The organism is Candidatus Rokuibacteriota bacterium (genome assembly GCA_016209385.1).
In the GTDB taxonomy this organism is placed as follows: Bacteria; Methylomirabilota; Methylomirabilia; order Rokubacteriales; family CSP1-6; genus JACQWB01.
In genome coordinates this window covers 1-21,751 of sequence record JACQWB010000194.1, presented here as the reverse complement: position 1 = coordinate 21,751, position 21,751 = coordinate 1, and the positions used below count along the sequence as shown (strand labels likewise).

Annotated in this window: 22 protein-coding genes; 5 read left to right on the top strand and 17 right to left on the bottom strand. The window is 66.8% G+C overall.

Translation table 11 applies throughout. The features are described from left to right. Window positions 1-4: 4 nt before the first annotated feature. Entirely contained in the window at window positions 5-475 is a 471-nt protein-coding gene (locus tag HY726_14095) for a YbaK/EbsC family protein (GenBank protein MBI4610127.1), read from the bottom strand. A gap of 344 nt (window positions 476-819) precedes the next feature. Here HY726_14095 and HY726_14090 point away from each other — a divergent pair, with 344 nt between their 5' ends. The 3 genes from HY726_14090 to HY726_14080 all read left to right on the top strand — a co-directional run bounded on the left by HY726_14090 (window position 820) and on the right by HY726_14080 (window position 2,358). After that, a complete protein-coding gene (locus HY726_14090) occupies window positions 820-1,929 on the top strand; it encodes a hypothetical protein (protein ID MBI4610126.1) in 1,110 nt (369 codons plus the stop codon). A 65-nt stretch (window positions 1,930-1,994) separates the two neighbouring features. Beyond that, the gene (locus HY726_14085; protein MBI4610125.1) at window positions 1,995-2,180 is read left to right on the top strand and encodes a hypothetical protein; all 186 of its coding nucleotides are present in this window, start codon (window positions 1,995-1,997) and stop codon (window positions 2,178-2,180) included. Window positions 2,181-2,190: 10 nt separating this feature from the next. Further along, on the top strand, window positions 2,191-2,358 hold the full coding sequence (locus HY726_14080) for a hypothetical protein (protein MBI4610124.1): 168 nt from the start codon (window positions 2,191-2,193) through the stop codon (window positions 2,356-2,358). On the opposite strand, the gene HY726_14075 is transcribed toward HY726_14080, so the two are convergent. Continuing rightward, window positions 2,350-6,441 (bottom strand): sigma 54-interacting transcriptional regulator, encoded by a 4,092-nt coding sequence (locus HY726_14075; GenBank protein MBI4610123.1) that lies wholly within the window; start codon window positions 6,439-6,441, stop codon window positions 2,350-2,352. The genes HY726_14080 and HY726_14075 overlap by 9 nt on opposite strands. 438 nt (window positions 6,442-6,879) lie before the next feature. On the opposite strand from HY726_14075, the gene HY726_14070 reads away from it, so the two are divergent. Beyond that, complete coding sequence (locus HY726_14070) at window positions 6,880-7,497, top strand: hypothetical protein (GenBank protein ID MBI4610122.1); 618 nt, start codon at window positions 6,880-6,882, stop codon at window positions 7,495-7,497. Window positions 7,498-8,090: 593 nt separating this feature from the next. Further along, window positions 8,091-8,732 (top strand): hypothetical protein, encoded by a 642-nt coding sequence (locus HY726_14065; protein ID MBI4610121.1) that lies wholly within the window; start codon window positions 8,091-8,093, stop codon window positions 8,730-8,732. A 102-nt stretch (window positions 8,733-8,834) separates the two neighbouring features. Here HY726_14065 and HY726_14060 read toward each other — a convergent pair whose 3' ends face one another. The 15 genes from HY726_14060 to modA form a co-directional block, all read right to left on the bottom strand. Further along, window positions 8,835-9,863, bottom strand: a complete 1,029-nt coding sequence (locus HY726_14060) for a DUF2914 domain-containing protein (GenBank protein ID MBI4610120.1) — start codon at window positions 9,861-9,863, stop codon at window positions 8,835-8,837. A 115-nt stretch (window positions 9,864-9,978) separates the two neighbouring features. Beyond that, on the bottom strand, window positions 9,979-11,922 hold the full coding sequence (metG, locus tag HY726_14055; protein ID MBI4610119.1) for a methionine--tRNA ligase: 1,944 nt from the start codon (window positions 11,920-11,922) through the stop codon (window positions 9,979-9,981). Between the two features lie 9 nt (window positions 11,923-11,931). Then, window positions 11,932-12,804, bottom strand: a complete 873-nt coding sequence (locus tag HY726_14050) for a stage 0 sporulation protein (protein MBI4610118.1) — start codon at window positions 12,802-12,804, stop codon at window positions 11,932-11,934. A 10-nt stretch (window positions 12,805-12,814) separates the two neighbouring features. Then, a complete protein-coding gene (holB, locus tag HY726_14045; protein ID MBI4610117.1) occupies window positions 12,815-13,873 on the bottom strand; it encodes a DNA polymerase III subunit delta' in 1,059 nt (352 codons plus the stop codon). After that, window positions 13,870-14,502, bottom strand: a complete 633-nt coding sequence (tmk, locus tag HY726_14040; GenBank protein ID MBI4610116.1) for a dTMP kinase — start codon at window positions 14,500-14,502, stop codon at window positions 13,870-13,872. Before tmk ends, holB begins: the two co-directional genes overlap by 4 nt. Window positions 14,503-14,544: 42 nt before the next feature. Continuing rightward, complete coding sequence (locus HY726_14035) at window positions 14,545-15,072, bottom strand: hypothetical protein (protein ID MBI4610115.1); 528 nt, start codon at window positions 15,070-15,072, stop codon at window positions 14,545-14,547. Between the two features lie 14 nt (window positions 15,073-15,086). Next, window positions 15,087-15,539 carry a hypothetical protein gene (locus HY726_14030; GenBank protein ID MBI4610114.1) on the bottom strand — a complete coding sequence of 151 codons (453 nt, stop codon included), beginning with the start codon at window positions 15,537-15,539 and terminating at the stop codon, window positions 15,087-15,089. A gap of 315 nt (window positions 15,540-15,854) precedes the next feature. Then, window positions 15,855-16,985: an acetoin utilization protein AcuC gene (locus tag HY726_14025; GenBank protein ID MBI4610113.1), complete on the bottom strand. Its 1,131-nt coding sequence runs from the start codon at window positions 16,983-16,985 to the stop codon at window positions 15,855-15,857. Then, on the bottom strand, window positions 16,982-17,524 hold the full coding sequence (gene moaC / locus HY726_14020) for a cyclic pyranopterin monophosphate synthase MoaC (GenBank protein ID MBI4610112.1): 543 nt from the start codon (window positions 17,522-17,524) through the stop codon (window positions 16,982-16,984). Before moaC ends, HY726_14025 begins: the two co-directional genes overlap by 4 nt. 20 nt (window positions 17,525-17,544) lie before the next feature. After that, window positions 17,545-17,787 carry a YdcH family protein gene (locus HY726_14015; GenBank protein ID MBI4610111.1) on the bottom strand — a complete coding sequence of 81 codons (243 nt, stop codon included), beginning with the start codon at window positions 17,785-17,787 and terminating at the stop codon, window positions 17,545-17,547. Window positions 17,788-17,965: 178 nt separating this feature from the next. After that, a complete protein-coding gene (locus HY726_14010) occupies window positions 17,966-18,139 on the bottom strand; it encodes a hypothetical protein (GenBank protein MBI4610110.1) in 174 nt (57 codons plus the stop codon). 16 nt (window positions 18,140-18,155) lie between these two features. Beyond that, window positions 18,156-19,256: an ABC transporter ATP-binding protein gene (locus HY726_14005; GenBank protein ID MBI4610109.1), complete on the bottom strand. Its 1,101-nt coding sequence runs from the start codon at window positions 19,254-19,256 to the stop codon at window positions 18,156-18,158. Between the two features lie 109 nt (window positions 19,257-19,365). Further along, entirely contained in the window at window positions 19,366-20,487 is a 1,122-nt protein-coding gene (locus HY726_14000) for an ATP-binding cassette domain-containing protein (GenBank protein MBI4610108.1), read from the bottom strand. 9 nt (window positions 20,488-20,496) lie between these two features. Then, window positions 20,497-21,156: a molybdate ABC transporter permease subunit gene (gene modB / locus HY726_13995; GenBank protein MBI4610107.1), complete on the bottom strand. Its 660-nt coding sequence runs from the start codon at window positions 21,154-21,156 to the stop codon at window positions 20,497-20,499. Continuing rightward, window positions 21,153-21,751: molybdate ABC transporter substrate-binding protein (gene modA / locus HY726_13990; protein ID MBI4610106.1), on the bottom strand; the 599-nt coding region annotated here is incomplete at its 5' end. The genes modB and modA, both read right to left, overlap by 4 nt.

Here is a 21,751-nt window from a genome sequence, read left to right as displayed (position 1 = left end):
CGATCTACAGGTGAACGGTGAACTCCGTCATCACCGGCTTGACCAGCGCGACGAAGTCGCGGAAGGCCAGCTTCGCCGTCAGCGTGTGGGTGCCCGCGTTGAAGACAATCTCCTCGTCCTTCTCGAGCCCCCGGTCCACGTACACCGGCAGGCCGTAGAGGTTCCCGAATGGCGGCATGGCGCCGACCTCGCAGCCGGGGAAGAGGTCGCGGAACTCCGCCTCCTGGGCGAGCCGCGCCTCCTTCAGCCCCAGGGCCGCCTTGAGCCTGGCGAAGTCCACCCGGTGGTCTGCCGGGAGCACCAGCATCAGGAAGTCGGGACCGGCCTTGACGATCACCACCTTGGCGAGCTGGCGGCCCTTGACGTGCTGGAGCGCCGCGATCTCCTGGGCCGTGTAGGCCGTCGGGTGGGAGTGGACCGAGTACGGGACCTTGTTAGCTTCGAGGAACTCTCGGAGCTTCGCTAGGATCGGCATGTCACCTACCTCCTGCCTCCTGCCCTCGCGGGCGAGGCGCACCTCGCTGGCCAAAACGGATCGGCTGGTCGTTCGCTCGGCGGGGCCTGCTGTGAAGGAAAGTTCACACCCAAAACATCCCTCCGTCAAGGGGTAGATTCGGGTCAAGAAACTGTCTTGACAGCCCCGTGGACGCGGCATACAGTCCCCATGCAATCACAATGCAGCAGCAGGGTACGTAGCCATGTCCGTGGACTTGCCCTTTGAACAGTTGCGCCGCTCCTGCCGCTCCCCGCACAGCCAGATGGCCAGGAGGCATTTGTAGGTTGCAAGCTCGCACGATCCCCGGACAACACAGTGAGGGAATGAAAGCGCGATTGCTAATCCTCCGTGCCGGAACTGGGGGGAGCAACAACCTGATCCGAAGCTTGAGGGTCGGAGATCCCTCTCTCTTCATCGCCGGCTGCCATTCGGATCGGTTCGTCCTTAAGAAATCCCCGGCCGACCGGAATTACCTCACTCCACCCTCCACGCGTCGCGAGTTTCCAGATGCCCTGCGCCATATCATTGAGACTGAGCAAATCCACCTACTGATTCCAAACAGCGACCCGGATGTCAAGACCATTTCTGACCTTCGAGACGAGATTCCGTGCCGTCTCTTTCTCCCCAGAAAAGCCGTCATTGACTTGTGCCAGGACAAGTTCAACCTGACGACTTTTCTTCGATCTCGCGGCCTTCCCGCTCCTGCCACCTATCCGGTAACCCATCTGGATACGATTGAGGAAATATTTGATCGCCTGGCCCCGAACTCTCGACTCTGGTGTCGCATCCGAACCGGTAGCGATTCCATGGGAGCGATCCCGGTGAAAACTCCAGCGCAGGCTCGGAGCTGGATCAGCTACTGGGAGGAGATGCGGGCGGTCCCGTCAGAGTCCTTCACGCTTTCCGAATACCTGCCCGGTCGAAGCTTCGCGTGCCAGAGCCTCTGGAAAAATGGAAAGCTCATCCTGGTGAAGACCTATGAGCGGTTGTCCTATTTCGGCGGCGAGAGCCGACCCAGTCGGGCCTCCTCCATCCCCGCTCTTGCGAAGATTGTCGTTGAGCCGCGCCTGGTTGAGACCAGCGCCGAGGCTATCCGGGCTCTCGACCCGAATGCTTCTGGGGCCTTCGATGTCGATCTCAAAGACGATGCACACGGCCACGGGCAGATCACAGAGATCAATGCCGGCCGTCTCATATCAGGAACCAACCTCTTCGATCTTACAGGAAAATACAATATGGCCGTGACGTATGTCCACCTGGCGCTCGACCAGCCGCCCGCCATCGATGAGCCGTACGACGTCGCTGAGGACTATTACATGTTGAGAGACCTCGACACGCTTCCCGGGATCTTCCACGCTGACGAGTTCTTCGACGGCATCCTCGAGGCAACCAAGTTAGGCACCGACTTCCCTGGGCCGGTCCACAATAGTTGACACGAGGGGGGAGACACATGGCTTTCGCAACGACTCCAACACCCAGGCCCGACGAAAAAGTTGTCGTGATCATCGAGATCCCTGCTCCGCAGGTCGCGGCGACTTCCCCAGAGTATCAAGAGTTCGATAAGAAGTTTACGAGCTTCAAGCAGGAGGTCGATCGGCTTGTGACGACGAACTTCAGCGGCGCGCTCAAGGCAAAAGTCGTGATGAAGAAAGAGCAACAAACGAATCTATTTTTCAGGAGCTAACGGAGATCTTATGGAGAAGGATACCCACGAACTGGTTTACCGCCTGGAGATCAGCGGCGACCTGGATCGGCATGCGGCTGAAGCCATTCGCCTCGAAATTCGCCGCCTCGCCAAGCGCTACGGAGTCGACATCCACGCATTGCGAGTTGAGGCCGCGGAGGAGGACTCCTCAGCGTAAGCCACTCAGTTCGGCCTGCGTCTGCTCTAACCAGAGCCGCATGCCCATCTCCCGGAACAGTGCGACGGCGGCCGACAGATGTCGTTCAGCGTTTGACCGCCGCACCGTGCGACGAGACAGCTTGCCGAGGGCAAAGTGGCACCGGGCCAAGAGCGGGCGCATCCCCAGTTCTGCGGCGAGGGAGCTGGCCTGCGCGTAGTAGTCCTCGGCCTTCTCTACATCGAGGGGATCGCGCTGAGAGGCAATCTCCCCGAGGAGATGCAGTGTCCATGCCTCGCATCCCCGTTCCTTGTATTGCCGCGAGAGATCCAGGGCGCGCGGCGCAAGTTGGCTCGCGTCATCTAACCCGCCTCCTAGCAGGTAAGCCTCGCTCAGCGCCGCCACCCGGCCCGCATGCAGGCCTGTCCGTCTCATCGTGACGGAGCGCCCGACTACTTCTTCTAGGAGAGGCACGGCGTCGTGAGCGCGTCCCGACTGGGCATACGCAGAGCCCAGACCTGCAGCGATATTGAGGAACCAGAGCTGAATGTTCCACGTGCGGCTCAGCTCAAGACCCTGTTCGAGTTCACGGATGGCGTCCTGGATGTCTCCCTTCTGCAGGTGAAGCTGGCCGACCCCGAAATACGCAACGGCAAGGCTCAACGGGTGATCCAGGGACCCAGCAATTCGCAGGGCTTCGTCTGCTGTTAGGTCACCCTCGGTGAACTCTCCAACCTCGGCAAGGCAGCACGCCAGCCAGACACGCGAGTGGACGGCGGGAGGCTGGGCCATTTCGAATTGTTCTCGGACCAGTTCACCAGCGAGCGACTCCACGTTCTTCCTAAAGAACTCAATCGCGTGGCGATAGTCGCCTCGGGCGTAATAGCCAAGACCCAGATAGGTATTTGCATTGACCCGGAGAGGGAAGTCTTCAAGAACCTCGGCAATGGCAAGGGCACGTCGGCCTGACTCGATGGCGCGCTCGTGATCTCCCATCACCCGTGAACAGTCGCTCGCGTAAGCGGACACCCGCCCCAACCGGGGTTGATCGCCGAGCACCTTCGCGAGGCTCTCCGCCTGGCGCAGGCAGTCGAAGATCTGCGCCCACTCTGCCAGCGGAGTGAGCGAAGTCTTGAGCCCGAACCGGAGATCGATCCCCTGCCGAATTGTGTCGTGGTCTTCCGGGAGATGTCCAAGCGCCACCAGCGCCTGCTCGAAGCATGTCACGGCCTCGCGATGGGCCGAGCGTAACGCGGCCTTGGCGCCGGCCTGACGGAGGTAGGTGAGAGCCTTTCCCCACACCTCGCCGCGGAACGCGTGATGGGCGATACGTTCGATTTGCTCACCCAGCCGGCCCGGGTGGAGCCGCTCTATCGCGTCAACAACCCGGGCGTGGAGGGCGCGGCGCCGCTCCGAGGACAGGCTCGCATACGCCACGTCATGGGTCAGCGCATGCTTGAAGGTGTGCTCGACCTCCGTGCCCTGGCCTGTCTCGTAGAGGAACTCGGCCGCCCGGAGGTGCATGAGGCGGCTCCGAAGCGCATCCTCCGGCATTTCAACGATCGCCTCCAGAAGGCGGAACGGGATATCTTTGCCGATGACGGCTGCAGTCTGGAGAAGACTCTTTTCTTCGGGAGGGAGCCGGTCGATCCGGGCCAGGAGCACCTCCTCGACAGTGTCTGGCACTTCAAGAGCCGGCGAAAGGTCGCCCTGCTCGCGTACAGCCCGGGCCAGTTCCTCGAGAAAGAACGGATTGCCCTCCGCTTTGACCAGGATCAGCTCGACGAGAGAGTCGGCGACCCGTTCCGCCCGGAGGAGTGAGCGCACGATGCTCAGGCTGTCTTCGGGGGCGAGCGGCTGGAGCGCCATCTGGGTCGCGTAGGATTTTTCGATCCAGGATGGCCGATACCCTGGTCGATAGGTCGTGACGAGCAGGATCCGTGCGCCGGCGACACTCTCCACAAGCGACGCGACGTACTCCTCCGAGGTCCTGTCGATCCAGTGCAGATCCTCAAGCACGATGAGGAGCGCATTTTGCCGACTGAGTCTGAGGCCCATCTGCCTGAGGGCTTCAAAGGTCCGAGCTTTGATTGCTTCGGGACTGAGCGCAGCCAGCTGGTCCGTGCCGTCCTTTAATCCCAGGAGATGAAGGAGATATGGCGCCCCTTCAGCGGAACCGATCGCCGCCGCCATGAGGCTCGCGTGGACTTTTTCTGCCATGGTCTCGGGGGTGTCCGCTTCGGCGATCCCGCAGCTCATTCGGAGGATGTCGAGCACGGGGAAATAGGGGATATCGCTCGCGTACGAAAAGCAGTGACCCTCGAGATACGTGATCGCCTGCTCGGCGAAGCTCTGCCGGAACTCGAAGAGGAGCCGCGACTTGCCGATCCCTGCCTCCCCCACCACCCCGACGACCTGGCCCTGACCTCGCGCCGCAGACTCGAACCGGCTCCGCAAGAGCTCCAGGTCCTGCCGGCGCCCGACGAAGGCCGCCATGCGACCCCCGAGCCCGAGCCCCGCCCGCTCGCGCCCCCAGAGCCGGTACCCCTTCGCAGGTGGCTCGCCCACGGGGACAAGGTCAAAGCGACGCTCGAGGAAGGACGCCGCCGCGCGGGTAACGAAGATCGTGTCCGCCTCCGCCCCGGCCACGATCTCTTCGAGCGCGGTCCACGCCTGGCGCTTACTGTCCAGGTCGATCTCGACCCTGCCGTTGCCCCGGCCGACCATGACCTCGCTGACATGGATCACGAGCCTGACCGCCCAGACCTGCTCGGCGGCGCCCTGTCGAGCGCGCTGCGCGGCCTTCTGGATCGCCGCCGCCGCGTGGGCCGCCCGCCGGGGCGCATCCTCGGCCGGCTCCAGCCCGAACGCCGCGATGAGACCTGTCGGGCTCAGCTCCTCGACCCGGCCCCCGAAGCTCTGCACTTTCTCGATGAGCACCTCGAGCGGCCGGCTCGTCTCGAGGGGTGACTGCTCCCCGGCCGGAGCCACCACCACCGCGCGCAGGAGCGTGAGCCGGCGGCGCTCCCACCGCACACCCGTCGGCGCGGCGACGACTGGTGGCGGGACCGCGGGCGCCGCCGGCGCCGTCGCGGCGGGCCGAGCCGCCTCGCGGCGAACCGGGGCCCGCACCCCACCGGGCCGGAGCCCGTGCTTCTCGATCCGGTAGCGAAGGGTGTTGCGCGAGATCCCGAGCCTGGAGGCCGCGCGCGTGATGTTCCAGTCGCTCTCGCGAAGGGCCTCGAGGAGGTGCGCGCGCTCGACACTACCCACCCGGTCCTCCAGAGCGACCGCCTCCGGCTGAGCTTCCGGGGGGCGGCCCGGCGCCGCCTCGGCGAGCCCGAGCATCTCCGCCGTCACCTCGGCCCCCTCCCCCAGCAGCGTCACCCGCTCCATCGCGTTCGATAGCTCCCGGATGTTGCCCGGCCACCGGTAGGCCCCCAGCGCCCGCCGGGCGTCAGCCGCCAAGGCCTTCGGCGGCAGCTCGTAGTCCGCGCACGCCCGGGCCAGGAAATGCTCGGCCAGCCCCAGGATGTCCTGCCCCCGCTCCCTGAGCGGCGGCAGCCAGAGCGTCAGCACCGCCAGCCGGTGGTAGAGGTCCTCCCGAAAGCGCCGCGCCCGCGTGGCCGCGGCCAGGTCTTCGTTGCTCGCCGTAATGATCCACACGTCCACCGGCTCGCCCCGCGTGCTCCCCAGCCGGCGCACCACCCGCTCCTCGATCACCGTCAGGAGCTTGCCCTGCAGCGTCTCCGGCAGCAGCCCCACCTCGTCCAGGAAAATCGTCCCCCCGTGGGCCGCCTGGAAGAGCCCCGCCTTGGGCTGCCGCGCGTCCGTGAACGCCCCGCGCTCGAACCCGAACAGCTCCGCCTCCAGCAGCGTCTCCGGAATCGCCGCGCAGTTGACGTCCACGAACGGCCCCGCCGCCCGTGGCCCCGCGCGATGAATCCCCCGCGCCAGGAGCCCTTTGCCCGTGCCGGTCTCCCCCTGGATCAAAATCGGCGGCAGCCGCCGGCCCTCCCCCGGCCTCTTGAGCAGCCGGCTGATCTTCTCGCGGACCGCCACCACCCCCGGGCTCTCGCCGATCAAGTCGGCAAATGGGGCCATGTCGCCCCCTAGCTTACGTCGTTCGGAACCACCGCTCAATTTTCCACCACCACCACCGATGATCCCATCAAATCCCGCTCCTAACTAGCTGTTTTCTGAATTCTGACAGTTCTGTCCCGCTGGCATCAGGGTTGCGGGACTCGAGGGGTGTCCGTAATGGTTCAAGCCCGGCGCCGGCTGCCGCGCAGGCGCGGCGGACCAGGCCGGGGGGTTAGGAAAGGAGGCGACGCTCACACGCACGACCTGCGGGGGACGAACGGGGCATCGAGGTAGGTGACCGACGGAGCTTCGCCGAGGCAAATCGAGAAGGCTCGAGAGGTCCTGCCGCCTCACCCGCTCTCTCCCCGGCTCCGAGTGCCGGGAGCCAACTCATCAGCGTAGTGAAAGTAAGCAGTCGCGACCAAGCGCATGTCAACAGAAAAAAGGAGGAAACGCCCCATGATCGCAGAGTGGCGCTGGGAAATCCTGGGCGGCGGGTTCGGGCTCTACCTCGTCGGCCTGGGATTCCTGGTCGCGGCAGTCTTCAACCAGCATGACCAGGCTGTGAAGCAGTTCCGCTTCTACCTCGTGGGGCCCGGACTTGTCACGGCCGCGAAGGCCGAGCCGGGCGACGCGCCGTGGACGGCTTCCGTCCGGAAGGTGGAGGAAGCGCTTGTCCAGAACAACGTCAGCGCAGCCGAGGAGGCGTGGCTCGATGCCTTCGTCGCGGCGCTCAGAAGCCACCGCTGGGAAGGGCTGGTGGAGGTGGGTGACGCGTACCTGCGGCTGGGCAAGCTCGCGGGGTTTCACGAGGTTGCTACGATGAAGGCGCGGCGCATCTACTCGGCCGCGCTCTTCCGCGCGCGCCAGCAGGGCTCGCTCGACGGCGTCCTCCGCGCCGCCGAGGCCGCCGCTGCCCTCGGCGACCGCGAGGCGGCCCAGCAGGGTGTCCGGATCGCCGAAGGGCTCGCCGCGCAGGCGCGCGATCCGCTCGCTCGCGACCGGGTGCGGGCAGTCGAGGAGCGGCTGACGGTCCCGGTCGCCGGCGCCGAGCGCCGCGAGGCGGATCCGTTTTGACCGTTAGTGTAAGCGACCCGTTGGCCTGGTGACCTTTGGCAATGGGACGAACCGCCATGGCGCAGGACGATGCGATTCGGGCATACGTTGAAGCCCGGAGGATTCTGGCAGAAGCCACCAGCAGAGTCCGGCGCATGGTTCGAACGATCGAAGAAGGCGCCACTGCCCTGCAAAACTGGCCACAGGTGACCGTCGCAAATGCCCAGGGTGGGGTTCCGGCGGACGTTGCGATGGGATCGTGTTCCCCGGCGATTGATGCACGCGAATGGCCGACAGGGCAGCAGATCGCGGATGTGCTTGTTTCGTGGCATGACGCTCACCGCGCCGCACGCAACGCGTGGGAGAGAGTTCCCCATGAGTACAGGGCGAGTCTCCAACCTCCGACTCCCTGACCCACGCCACCGGGGTTTCGTCGAGGAAGTGAGGGCAACGCGCCCGATCGGCTTCGGGCATCTTTCCGCCGCGACGGCCGAATCGGCCCGCGCCCGGGCGCCAACCCCGCGTTTTCCCGCCATCCCCGCATGGCATTCGGGTTGCTTATCCAGGACGCGGGCTGGCAACGCAACAAGGACAGCACATGGGAGGAGCCAGAGATGATCATGCAGTCGCGCTCCGCGGTCGTTGCCCGTGGGCTCGGGCTTTCGCTTGTGGCCCTGGCCATCCTGGCCGTGCTCGCCAGCGAGACTGTCCGGTTCGGTCAGCGTCCGCTGCTGCTGACGGAGGACGAGACGGCGGCGTTGACCGACGAGGGCCCGCTCGTCGGGGCCGAGCAGCCGCTCGCGAGCCGGGACGCCGGACGGGCCGGGTGGGCGGGCCACCTGCGTCGGGTCGAAGACGCGCTGGCAGCGAAGAATGTCAGCGCCGCAGAACTCGCCTGGCGCGAGGCATACGGTGAGGCGCTCAGAAGCAGGCGCTGGGAGGGACTGATCGAGGCCGGGGACACCTACCTGCGACTCGGGGAGGTCGCCGGGGCGCGGAGGGCTTCCCAGGCCAAGGCACGCGAGCTCTACCTCGCCGCGCTCTTCCGGGCGCGCCAGCAGGGCTCGCTCGACGGCGTCCTCCGCGCCACCGAGGCCTTCGCCGCCCTCGGCGACCGCGAGGTGGCGGAGCAGGGCGTCGCCATCGCCCAACATCTGGCGACCCGGGCGCGGGACGCCCAGGCCGGCGAGCGCGTCCGCATGGTCGCGCATCAGCTGGCCCTCAGGTTCGCCGGTCTTCCGAGCCCCGAGTTCTAGACTTAGCGCGTGTCGAGGTAACGCCTTTCGAGCGCGGGCTTCGCCCGCGCAACCCCGGGGGGAGGTATCGGAAGGGGGGCGGAGCCCCCCTCCGAGTAAAGGTCAGGGTGTGACGGTGAAGCGGAGCCGTCCGATGAGCTGGCCTGACGCGGTGACCACGTCCACGGTCCAGCGCCCCACGGGGTCCGGACCGAGGTCGCTTCGCTGGGAGTAAGTGCGGAATCCCTGGGCACGGCCGCCGCGCACAGGCGAGAGCGGGACGGTGCCGACCGGCTGCGCATCTTTCTGCCAGACGTGGGCGATGGGTTGCTGTAAGCCGACAGGAGCGTACACGGCGGTGTACGCCACCATGCCGCCCCACTCGGCCAGCTGCGCCACTGAGACGACCCCGAAGGGATCCACAGGCTCCATGTCTGTCACGGCCCGTGCCGCGATGGCTCGGGCCAGGTGGAGGGGGGCCGGAGGGATTCCGGCGCGCACATAGCCGAGGAGCAGGGCGGCCAGGACCGCCAGAGCGGCGGCGCGCGGCCACGCCGCCTTCCAGCTCCCGCCCGGCGGGCGGAGCGCAGGGGTCAGGGCCAGGGCGCTGCTGACCGCGCTCCCCTCCAGCGCCCAGATCGGCAGCACGCCCACCAGGGGCAGCGCCACGTTCAGCGCCGCAAACAACGCGACGGCAAAGAGCGCGCACCGCGCCCAGCGCCGGGGACGGACCACGGCCGCATACCACGGATCCACGGAAGTGAGGAGCGTGAGCCCGACCAGCAGGAGAAAGAACCAGGCGTTGACCGAGGAGAAGGTGGTGCTGGCGTAATACCCCGGAAGGATGAAGAGCAGGAGACCATGATAGAGGGTCTGGATCGTGTAGTCTCCGGCCGCGAGCACCAGCCGCCGCCCGCGCCCCTCCAGGCTCTGCCGGATCTGAGTGAAGAGCGTGAAGAGGAACCAGAGCAGGATCAGGTAGCCGACGATCCAGCCGACGTCGGGGAGCCCGCGCCTGAAGACGAACAGGGTGGCAAGGCCTGCCAGGAGCGATCCGACCGAGATCCCCCAGCGCGCCACCCACCGGGCGAGCGCATGGCCCGCCTTCACCGCCTCCCAGCGGCTTCTCAGACGCTCGGTCGTGGTTCTCACCGGCCCAGCGTGTTCTGCCCACCCTCACGTTGCATCCTCTCCCCCTACGGTGGCCCTCACCTCTTCTCCTCTCCCCAGCGGGGAGAGGTAGGGTGGGGGGGCCAGGGCGAGGAGGTCACTTCACTTTGGCGCCGGGAGGGATGTCCTTATCGAGGGTGACGAGGGCGAGGGCCGAGCCTTCGACGGCGGCGAGCACCATGCCGTCCGACCTGACCCCCATCAGGGTCGCCGGCTCCAGGTTGGCGACGATCACCACTTTCTTCCCCACCAGTGTCGCCGGATCGTAGTGCTCGGCGATTCCGGCCACCAGGGTGCGGGATTCGGCCCCTACCTTCACGGTGAGCTTCAGAAGCTTCCGGGATTTCTCCACCCGCTCCGCAGCGATGACCTCCGCGACCCTCAGATCCATCCTAGCGAATTCTTCCGGGCTGATGCGGGGTCGGGCCGACTCGGCTGAGCCAGTCCCTTTCGTAGCCGGAGGGGAGACCACAATGGCCGGTTTCCCGAACGCTTCCTCCGAAGGGATGCCCACAGGCGCGACAACCCGAGGGAATAGGGCAGGAGCTTTTTCCACTCGCGTTCCTATAGCGAGTTTGCCCCAGACCAGGTCATCGAGACTCATCGGGGTATCCCGCAGGCCTATCGTCGTCCGGATTCGTTGGCTCGTAGTCGGAACGAAGGCGGCGAGCAGGATCGCGAGACACCTGAGGGACTCGGCGAGGGTGTAGAGCACCGTGTGGAGCCGCTCGCGCCTGGCCGCATCCTTGGCCACGGCCCACGGAGCGGTGGAATCCACATAGCGGTTCACCACACCGATGAACTCCCAGATTGCGGCCAGCGCCCGCTGGAAGGCGAACTCCTCCATCGCCTCGTGGACCTCGCCCCGGGCCTTCTCGAGCGACGCCCTGAGCTCCGACTCCTGGGCAGTGTCGGGGCCCGGCCTCGGGACGGCCCCGCCGGCGAAGTTGACGATAAGCGTCGTGGCCCGGCTCACCAGGTTGCCGAGGTCGTTGGCGAGATCGGCGTTGAGCCGGCCGACCAGAGCGGGCTCGCTGAAGTCCGAGTCCAGACCGAAGACCGACTCGCGCAGCAGGAAATAGCGGAAGGCCTCCCCGTACTTCTCCTGCATGGGCAGGGGCTCCACGAAGTTCCCCAGGCTCTTGGACATCTTCTGGCCGTTCACTGTCCAGTACCCGTGCACGTTCAGGTGCTGGTAGATGGGGAGCCCGGCGGCCTCCAGCATGGTGGGCCAGTAGATCCCGTGGGGCTTCAGGATGTCCTTGGCGATGAGATGCTGGGCGTGAGGCCAGAACGCCTCGAACTTCTCGGCACCCGACCCGCCCAGCGCTGAGACGTAGTTGATCAGCGCGTCGAACCACACGTAGGTGACGAACTTGTCATCGAACGGGAGCGGGATCCCCCACTGGAGGCGGCTCCTCGGGCGGCTGATGCAGAGGTCCTCCAGCGGCGTGCGGAGGAAGGCCAGGATCTCGTTCCGGTAGCGCTCCGGCCGGATGAAATCGGGGTGCTCCCCGATGTACCGAATGACCCACTCCTGGTAGCGGCTCATCCGGAAGAAGTAGTTCTGCTCCTTGATGAACGTGGGCGGGGTCTGGTGGTCCGGGCACTTGCCCTCCTGGAGCTCCTTGTCGGTGTAGAAGCGCTCGCAGCCGAAGCAGTAGTTCCCGCCGTACTCGCCGAAGTAGATCTCCCTCGCGTCGTAGAGCTTCTGGAGAATGGTCTGCACGACTCGCTTGTGCCGTTCCTCCGTGGTCCGGATGAAGTCGTCGTTGGTGATGCCCAGCCGCTGCCAGGTCTCCCGGTAGGCGGTCGAGATCTCCTCGGTGAAGGCCTGGGGCGTGACCCCGGAGGCGGTCGCGGCCTGGGCGATCTTGTCGCCGTGCTCGTCGGTGCCGGTGAGGAAATAGACGCGGTCGCCGGCCAGCCGCCGGTAGCGACACATGGCGTCGGCGATGATGGTCGTGTACGCGTGGCCCAGGTGTGGGGCCGCGTTCACATAGTAGATCGGGGTCGTGAGGTAGAACGTCCGCTGCGCTATCAGGACAGATCACTCCAAGGGCTTGACGTGGGGCCGCCCCTCCCAGGTCAGCTGTTCCAGCGGCACTTCGGCCTCCGTCCCGTCAGCGAAGCTCACCAGGACGCTCTCCTTGAGCACGCGCAGACCCTTGACCTTTCCCTGCATGCAGCCGCCTCCCCCGCACTCGGCCTGGCACGCCGAGCCCACCCGCGGGAGGCGCGAGCGAAGCTCCTCGTACATCGAGAACTCGTACAGCAGGCAGCACTTCAGCCGACCGCAGTTGCCCAGGAGCCGGCTGTCGGTGAGCGGCATGTCCTGCGCCTTGGCCATCTTGACCGCGATCGGCTCGAACTTCCTCAGGTAGGAGGAACAGCAGAGCTGGCGGCCGCATGGCCCGATCCCGTCCATGACCTTGGTGACGTCGCGGGCGCCGATCTGGCGCATCTCGATCCGCGTGCGGAACTCGCGCGCCAGCTCGCGCACCAGCTCGCGGAAGTCCACGCGCTCCTCGGCGAAGAACATCACCATCACCTTCCGGCCGTCGGGCTGGACCTCCACGTCCACGACCTTCATCTTGAGCCCGCGCCGCTGCGCCTTGGCCTGGACGGTCTCGCGGGACTTCTTCTCGCGCTCCCGGCGCTCCTTCCAGCCCTGGACCTCCTGCGGGGTGGCGGCGCGGACCACCCGCGGGAACGCCCGGTCCCGCTTGAACTCCGGGACGGGGCGCCTGGGACGCCGGACCTCGCCGACGGCCGTGCCGTTGGGGATCTCCACCACGCAGAAATCGCCCACGTGGAGCTCCAGCTCTTCGACGAGGTAGTCGTTGGCGCTGACCGGTTCACGGAGCCTGACGCCGATCAGGTACTGCGTCGCGGTCTCGACTGGTCCGCTGGTCTCGTCCATGATCACATCCTCACGCCGCCTTCGGGACGAGGCGGCTGAGCAGCACTTCGAGGGTCAGCCGCGGGGACACGTTCCCCTGAAGCGCCTGCCAGGCGTCACGGCACGCGACGAGGGCCCCGAGGATCGCCTCCCACGAGGCCGCCGCGCCGGCCCGGGACAGCTCGACCTCGCGGTCGCCCGAGACCAGGAGCCGCGCATCGCCACCCGCCTTGGCGCAGAGGAGGTCACGGTGCCAGAGCCAGACCGCCTCGATGAACTCCTGGACCTGGGTCCTGTCACGGCCCACCGCCTCCACGGCGTCCAGGAGCACGTCACCGTCGCCGGCGCTGATTTGCTGCAGGACTCCCAGCGCACCGTCCCGCCGCTGGCGCCACGCCCGGGCGTCCCCCGCCAGGACCAGCCCGACCCGCCCCTGACAGGCGCGGGCCAGGAAGCGTGCCGTCGCCTCGTCCACACCGTGTTCACGCAGCACTGCGACGGCCTCGGCCTCCGACAGCGGCGCGAACCGCACGACCTGACAGCGCGAGAGCACTGTGGGCGGGAGCGCCCTGGCCTGCGACAGGATCAGGACGAGCACTGTCCGGTCCGGTGGCTCCTCGAGCGTCTTGAGGAGCGCGTTCGCCGTCACCGGGAGCATTCGCTCTGCCTCGTCGAGGATGAAGATCTTTCGCGGGCCCTGGTGCGGCGTGAGCGCGGCCAGCCGCTCGAGCTGGCGGATCTGCTCGATCTTGATGTTCTGACCATCCGGCGCGATGAGCTGGCAGTCGGGGTGAGTCCCGGCCTCCACGCGCCGACAGGCCGAACAGCTCCCGCACCCGCCCATTAGCCCCCTCACCCCGCCCTCTCTCCCTCCGGTGCCCCCCATTTCTTCTCCTCTCCCCGGTGGGAAGAGGTGGGGTGAGGGGCGCGAGGGGCAGAGGAGCGAGCGGGCAAAGGCCAGCGCGGTCAGCTTTCGCCCGACGCCCGAGGGCCCGACAAAGGCATAGGCGTGAGCGACCCGATCCAGGGCGAAGGCGCGCTCGAGCAGTTCAATGGCCGCTGCGTGTCCGCGGATGGCGCCCGGCATCATGCGGGCACCTCCCGGCCCTGGAAGAGCTTCTCGACCGCGGCCCGGACTTCGGCCTGAAGCGCTTCGACCGGCTGGTCAGCCCGGAGCCTCACGACCCGCTCGGGCTCCTCCAGCGCGATCTCGAGGTAGCCCTGCCGCACCCGCCCGTGGAAGGTCACGTCCATCCGCTCAAAGGCATCCAGGGCTTTGCCGGAAAGCCGCGCGAGGCCGACCTCGGCGGGAAGGTCCAGGAGGAGCGTGCGGTCCGGCCGTAGCCCGCCGGTCGCCAGCGCGTTCAGCTCCCGGATGAGGCGCCGGTCCACTCCCCGACCGTAGCCCTGGTAAGCCATGGTGGCGTCGGCGTAGCGGTCGCAAAGCACGACCTCGCCTCGCTCCAGGGCCGGCCGAATGACCTCGCTGACGTGCTGCTGCCGCGCCGCGAGGAAGAGAAAGACCTCGGCGAGCGGGGTTGGAGCCGGGCGGTCGGTCGCGAAAAACGCGCGGACCATCTCGCCGAGCCGGGTCCCGTCGGGCTCGCTCGTCTCACGGACAACGTGCCCCCGGGCGCGCAGCCAGTCGGCGAGCATCCGGCACTGGGTCGTCTTCCCCGACCCCTCGATCCCCTCGATCGTGATCAGCACTCCGCGCATGGTTAACACGCACCTGCTCCCAAACCCGACTCACTCGCCTGGTTAATCAGTTCCAATCAACTGGCTCACGAGTCGGCAATCTACACCATTCCGCCACGCCGGTGGCGCGAGCGTCCGGCGGTCGTCCGTAAAAAGAGCACAACCCTCCTTACGGGCCAGATCAACCAATCCAGTATCAGTCGGTCCCACCAAACAAATCGCATCACGCAGTACCGGTTGCGCATGCATAGCGACCAATGCCACCAATCGCTCTTCAACGTTCTTCCGCCCTAGGAACTCCAAAGCAGATGACCAAAACTTCCCCAACTTGTCTCCGTACAATTTCAGACGTCCGTTCTCCAGACCCTGCAGTTCCCCCACCACATGGGACGTTGTGAGAAGCCTCCCGATACTATCGAACAGTCCCCGATATCCTTCCTCAAACGTAGGAATGCGTAAAACATCACCACTAACCACCTTGCCCAGGATCGAACGTCGCTTCTCATCCGTTATCCCGGTCACCTGGACATAGTTCACGGTGAGCATCGTGAATAGCGGCCCTGTATCCACTACCGCTTTGAGCATGACCATCCAACGCGCTGGTCCTAACCCGCAGTGATCCTGCTGCCAGATACGTACGGTACATCATATTCAAGTGAAAGCTGCTGCCTTTTTTCCTTCAATACCCCGAGAAGTCGGTTCACGCTCCGTAATACTTCCTCTCCGGCTTTTATCGTTGCCTGGTGATGACCTTTCATCGAAGAGCGGCTCACCACCGCCATAAACTCGCCCTTGTACTTGTTCCAGAGCCGTGCCGTGGAATAGTAGCCAGGAAGATCATTCGTGTTGTTCACGACGTGTTGGGCGAGAAGCGCGAGATGATCCGATTCGGGATACGCTCCAAATAGATCTGTCAAGGTTGCTCCGATCTCTGAAAGACACTCCTGGGTTGTGACCCTTCGATAAAGCTCATGCAATTCAGGACTGTTCTCGATCTCGGAGTGAAGTCCTTTGCATTTCTCCAAGAGCAACGCCAGCTTCCTGTCGTGATCCTCCACGGCACTCCTGGCATCTGGATAAAACCCAAGGAACTGGTCCAGATTGTCTCTAGCCGCAACTTCGATAGACGCCCGTACATGGGGTAGTAGTTCGAACCGCGCTGGCCTAAACCGCCAGGTCCAATTTTTTTGCTCAAGGATGCATCTTCCACCTCGAGTGAGCGAAGCACCGGATTGATTACTGTATCAAACCACGCCTCGACAATGCGCTGACCAATGTTAATGCGCTCCTTTGGGCGGAGACCGGCTGAGCGAGTTCTCTTACTCATGACCCATATTCTCTGACCAATTATACGCACCCGGACCTGCGAAGTCTCAAACTAGGCCATGAAGCGGGAAGATCGTCCGCCGGATCGCCTCCACCTGGCGGCGGGCGTACTCCAGGGTCTCGCGCCGGGTGTCGCCGGGGAGCGCGGCGGGCGGATCCCAGAGCGAGCCGTCGCGGAAGCCGAAACGAGCCAGCTCCGGGCGGGCCAACGCCGGCAGCTCGGGCGACAGCTCGATCCCGTTCAGCACCGCCCAGGCCGCGCTCCAGGCCCGGGCGACGTTGGCGAGATCGTAACCGCCGCCGCCGAGGGCGACGAGCCGCGGGGCCAGCTCGACGATCCGCTTCACGGTGCGCGCGAACCCCTGGACCGAGAGCGCGAGATGGGTCAACGGATCGGTGCGGTGGGAGTCGATCCCGAGCTGCGCCACGACCACGTCGGGCGCGAACGCCCGGACCAGCGGCGGGACCACCGCCTCGAACCCCTCCGCATAGACCTCGTCGTCGGTGAACGCCTCCAGAGGGAGGTTCACCGCGTAGCCGCGGCCCGGTCCCTCGCCCAGCTCCTCGACGAAACCGGTGCCGGGGAAGAGACGGTCGCCCCTCTCGTGGGTTGAGATCGTGAGGACGCCGGGATCCCGGTAAAAGGCGAACTGGACGCCGTCGCCGTGGTGCGCGTCGATGTCGACGTAGGCCACGCGCCAGCCGCGCTCGCGGAGCGCCAGGATCGCCAGCACCGGGTCGTCGATGTAGCAGAAGCCCGAGGCCCGGGCGGGCATCGCGTGGTGGAGGCCGCCGGCGAAATGGAAGGCGCGCTCGATCTCGCCCTCCGCCACCAGCTTGGCCGCGAGGAGCGAGCCGCCCGCGACCAGGCACGAGACGTCCCACACGCCGGGGAAGACCGGGTTGTCCCCGTAGCCCAGGCCGTAGCGCGCGGCTCCCGGAACCTGGAGGCCCGCGCTCACGGCCTTGAGGACCTCCAGGTACTCCCGGGTGTGGAAGCGCTCGATGATCGCCTCAGCGGCAGGCTCGGGGGCCAGGACCTTGGCGTGGGGCAGCGTCGTGAGACCGTACGCTTCCATGAGCCGCCAGGTGAGGCCAAGCCGCTCCATCCTGAGGGGGTGCGTCGGCCCGTAGTCGAAGCGGCCGTACTGCTCGGAATAGATCAGGGCCGTGTTCATGGCTGAGCCCGACGGCCGCCGGCGACCTCGCGGACGGCCTTCCGCCGCCACGCCCCGCTCTTCCCGCCAGACTTCTCCAGGAGGCAGAGGTCGGTGAGGACGACGCCCTTGTCCACGGCCTTCACCATGTCGTAGACGGTGAGCCCGGCCACCGCCGCAGCGGTGAGCGCTTCCATCTCGACGCCGGTCTTGTCCACGGTCCTGACGCGCGTTTCGATCGTGAGGGTCGAGCGCCTTGGGTCCAGGGCAAAGGTCACATCCACGCCGGTGAGCCTGAGCGGGTGAGCGAGCGGGATGAGGTCGGGCGTTCGTTTCGCCGCGAGGATCCCGGCGGTCCGCGCCACGCCGAGGACGTCGCCCTTCGCCACCTGCCCGGCCTTGACCGCGGCCAGCGTCGCGGGTTTCATGCGGAGGATGACCCGGGCCACGGCCTCGCGGGCAGTCTCCGGCTTGGGCGTGACGTCCACCATGCGCGCGTCCCCTTGCGGGGTGAGGTGGGAGAGCCCTCCGAAGGGGGACTCCCCCCGCGAAGGCGCCATGAGCGACGCCGGAGGTTAGCTCAGGCCGTCGCCTGAGAGGAGGAGGTCTGACGGGCCCGGCGGATGATGGCCTCCATCCGGTCCTTGGCCATCAACTTGAGCTTCTTCAGCTCGCTGGCCCGCCACTGCTGATCCGCCGAGAGGAACGGCCGGGCCTGCAGCTCCTCGAGCTCGTGCTCGTAACCGCGATGCTCTTCCCGGAGCTTCCGGAACTCGTCGTTCTCGGCGGTAAGTCGCTCAATCAAGGTGTCACGGTCTGACATTCAAGCCTCCTTGACGTGACCGGCCTCATAAAACAACGCAGGCCAGCGACCGTCTGGCGCTGGCCTTCAGAGCGATGTGTGCGGTTCCGCGGCACTCGGGCCTCCCTTTTCAGTTCGGCCTCCTACGCGATGGCTCTCTTATAGCAGAACTCGCGGTTTCCTGTCAAGCAGACCGCCCTCAGGTGGTCTGCTTGTGGGGAACCGGCTTCCCCTGCTTGTCCCGGGTGATGATTCGACCGCACTGGGTGCAAGCCTCGAGGCCTGTGTGCATCCCCAGGCGGTCAACATCAAGGTGATCACAGGACTTGTCACCCCACTTCTCCAGCAGCTCCGCGGCCTTCTGAGGGTTCATCGCGCTTCCTCCGGCGCTAGCGCCCGTGGCGGATCACGTGAGGCGCCGTCGCCTTGAAGGCGGCGATGACGGGCACCCCTTCCGTGAGCCCGAGCTCCTCCACCGAGCGGTGCGTCACCAGCGCGACCAGCGGGAAGCCGCAATCGACCACCGCCCTGACATAGACGCTGACGGGAAGGAGCCGCGTGATGGTCCCCGCCAGCTGGTTCCGGGAGCTCGACGCGGGCAGCGGAACGCCTGGGGTCAGGAGCGTCACGTCCTCGGGCCTGAGGCAGAGCCTGACCCGCTCACCCGGAGCGACCTCGGCCGCCACCTCGAGCTTCTGCCCCTCCGCATCCACGATCGCCACGCCGGCGCGGTACGAGAGCACGCGGCAGTCCAGGATCGTCTCCACGCCGACGAACCGGGCGATCTCCTCGGAGGCCGGGGCCCGGAACAGCCGGGAGGCCTCGTCGACCTGGAGGATCTCGCCCCGCATCATGACCGCGACACGGTCGGCGAGCGCCAGCGCCTCCCAGCGGTCGTGGGTCACGAGGACGGTGGTGGTCAGCTCCTCGCGGAGGATCCTCGCCAGCTCCTCGATCAACGCCTCGCGGGTCGGCTGGTCGAGCGCGGCGAACGGCTCGTCCAGCAGCAGGAGCTCGGGCTGCAGGACGAGCGCCCGCGCGAGCGCCGTCCGCTGGGCCTCGCCGCCCGAGAGCGTGCGCGCCTGGCGACCGGTCAGGTGGGCGATGCCGAACCTGTCGAGCCAGGCCCGAACCCGTGCTTCGACCTCCGCCGGCGCGACACGACGGAACCTCAGGCCGAGGGCCACGTTCTCGAAGACGGTGCCGCTGACCAGGAGCGGGTCCTGGAAAACGCTCGCCATCTCGCGCCGGATCGTGAGAAGGCCTCCCCTCCCGACCGGCTCGCCCTTGAATCTGACCTGGCCGGCCGCGGGAGCCTCGAGGAGCCCGATCACTCTGAGCAGCGTGGACTTGCCGGCCCCGTTGGGACCGATCACCGCCAGGATCTCGCCCGCGCGAACCTCGAGGGCGGGAACCCTGAGCGTGAATGCGCCGGCGTAGCCGATCCGGACCGCGGACAGCTCGACGACGGGGGAGCCCGTGCCGCTCATTTACTGTCGGAGGGGGCCGCGACGGCCCCCTCCGAGGCCTCCCCCATGGCTTGCGCCGGCAAAGCCGGCGCTCGAATAAGCCGGGGCCAGTAGAGTAGCGCGCGCCGTCTCATTCGGACGGGAGCACCTGGATGGAGCCCCGGTGGATGGAGACCTGCCAGCGCCTGGCCCGCGCAATTTCTAAAATCTCGTAGACCAGCTTCGGCACCTCGACCTCGAGATCGTACGCCCCCTGGCTCGGCTCCCCGGGGGCGTCCAGCCTGAAGAACAGCGTCCACGTGGTGCCCTGATCCTCCTCGCCCACTACCTGGCCTTCCATCAGGTTCATGTGGTGGCCGGGGTCAGGGCCGGGACGGTCTTTCCTGATGAGGCGCACGTACTCCGAGCGTATGAAGAAGGCAAGCGGACTGCCGGGCGGCGGCAAGTACAAGCGCGCAGGGGAGTTCACAGCTTCGAGCGTCTGGCCGCGCCAGCGGATCTGGATGATCTCGGGAGTCGCCTTGGCAACGGTGCCCCTGAGGAGGTTCCGCACCCCGATCAGCCGCGCCACCCGCTCCGACGTCGGCTGCCAGAGGAGCTCGGACTTCGGCGCGGTCTGGAGGACGCGCCCACCCTCGTACACCACAACGCGATCGGCGAGCTGGTAGGCTTCGGACAGATCGTGGGTCACCAGCACCGTGGCCTTCCCCCACTCGCGGATGACCTGTCCCAGCTCCTGGCGGAGCTGGCGGCGGAGCGGGGCATCGAGGGCCGAGAGCGGCTCGTCGAGCAGGAGGAGGTCGGGATCCACCGCCAGCGCCCGGCCCAGGGCGACGCGCTGCTGCTGGCCGCCGGAGAGCTCCGAGGGGTAGCGCCGCCCGAGGTCGGCGAGGCCGAGCCGCTCGAGCACCTCGCCGGTCCGGCTCAGACGCTCCACTCGCGAACGGCCCTTGAGGCCGAACGCAACGTTTTCCACCACGGTCAGGTGGGGGAAGAGGGCGTAGCCCTGAAAGACGTAGCCGAGCCGTCGGAGCTGGGGCGGAAGATCGATGCCGGCCGCGCTGTCGAAGAAGACGCGGTCGTTGAGCGCGATGCGCCCCCGATCCGGCCGCACGAGGCCAGAGAGGCACTGGAGCGTCAGAGTTTTCCCCGCGCCCGAGGGGCCGAAGAGGGCCACGACCGGCTCATCGGCCTCCCAGCTCACGTCGAGCGTGAACCCGGGGAGGCGCTTCGTGACGGACAGGGAAACCATCGCGCGCCCTCAGTACCGGAGCCGCGCCAGCCGGCTCAGGCCGAAGAGCAAGACCGTCACGACGCCGATCGCGATCAGCGCGAGCGCGTTGGCCTCGGCCATCTGGTTGGCCTGGACACGGTCGTAGATCGCCAGGGGGAGGGTCTGGGTCTTCCCCGGGATGCTCCCCGCCACCATGAGCGTGATCCCGAATTCCCCCAGCGCGCGGCAGAATGCCAGCACCGTTCCCGCCAGGATCGACCGCCACGCGAGCGGCAGCGTCACCACCCAGAAGATGCTCCACTCCGAGCGCCCGAGGGTCCGCGCCGCCTGCTCGAGCCGCTGGTCCACCGTCTCGAACCCGGCCTGGGCCGACTTGATGAGCAGCGCGATCGAGCCAACCGAGGCCGCGAGGACCGCGGCCTTCCAGGTGAACGCGAGCTCGAGGCCCACGGCGGCCAGCGCCTGACCGACCGGCCCCTGAGCGCCGATCACGACCAGCAGGTAGTAGCCGACGACCGTCGGCGGCAGGACCAGCGGGAACACGACGACCACCTCGAGCAGCTCCCGACCCGGAAAGCGCCGCCGCGCGAGCAGCCACGCCACGGGGATCCCGATCAGAAGCGTTAACACGGTTGCCGTGACGGACACGCGGAGCGAGAGCCACAGCGGGAAGAGGTCCACGCTCAAAACTCCCCGGGGAGCAAGAAACCGTAGCGCTTCATGATCGGCCGGCCCTCAGGCCCGCTGGTGAAGTGGATGAAGGCCAGCCCCAGCTCGGGTCGGGGGCTCCGCCTCACCACCGCCACGGTCTGGTTCAGGGGCGCATGGAGCGCGGCGTCGAGCAGCGTCCAGTCGACCTCCGGCACGTCCGCGATCGAGAGCGCCACGATCCCGGCTTCGACGGCCCCGGTCTGGATGAACTGCAACGCGTGACGGATATTCTCGCCGTAGATCAGCTTGGGCTTGATCGCCTCCCAGATCCCGACCTTTCTCAGCGCCTCCTCCGCCGCTCTGCCGTACGGGGCGTGCGACGGGTTCGCGATAGCCACGTGCCTGATCTTCGGATCGAGGAGGGCGCGGAGCTCGGTGAGCTTGGGCCCGGAGCGCCTCGACGTCGCGAGGACGATCCGCCCCTGGGCGTAGAGAGTCTGGGTCTCAGCGATGAGGAACCCCCTGGCCACGAGCCGCTCGACAAAGCCCTGGTCGGCGGCAAAGAAGACATCCGCCGGCGCACCGTGCTCGATCTGCCTGGCCAGGTTGCCGGTCGAGCCCAGGACCAGCG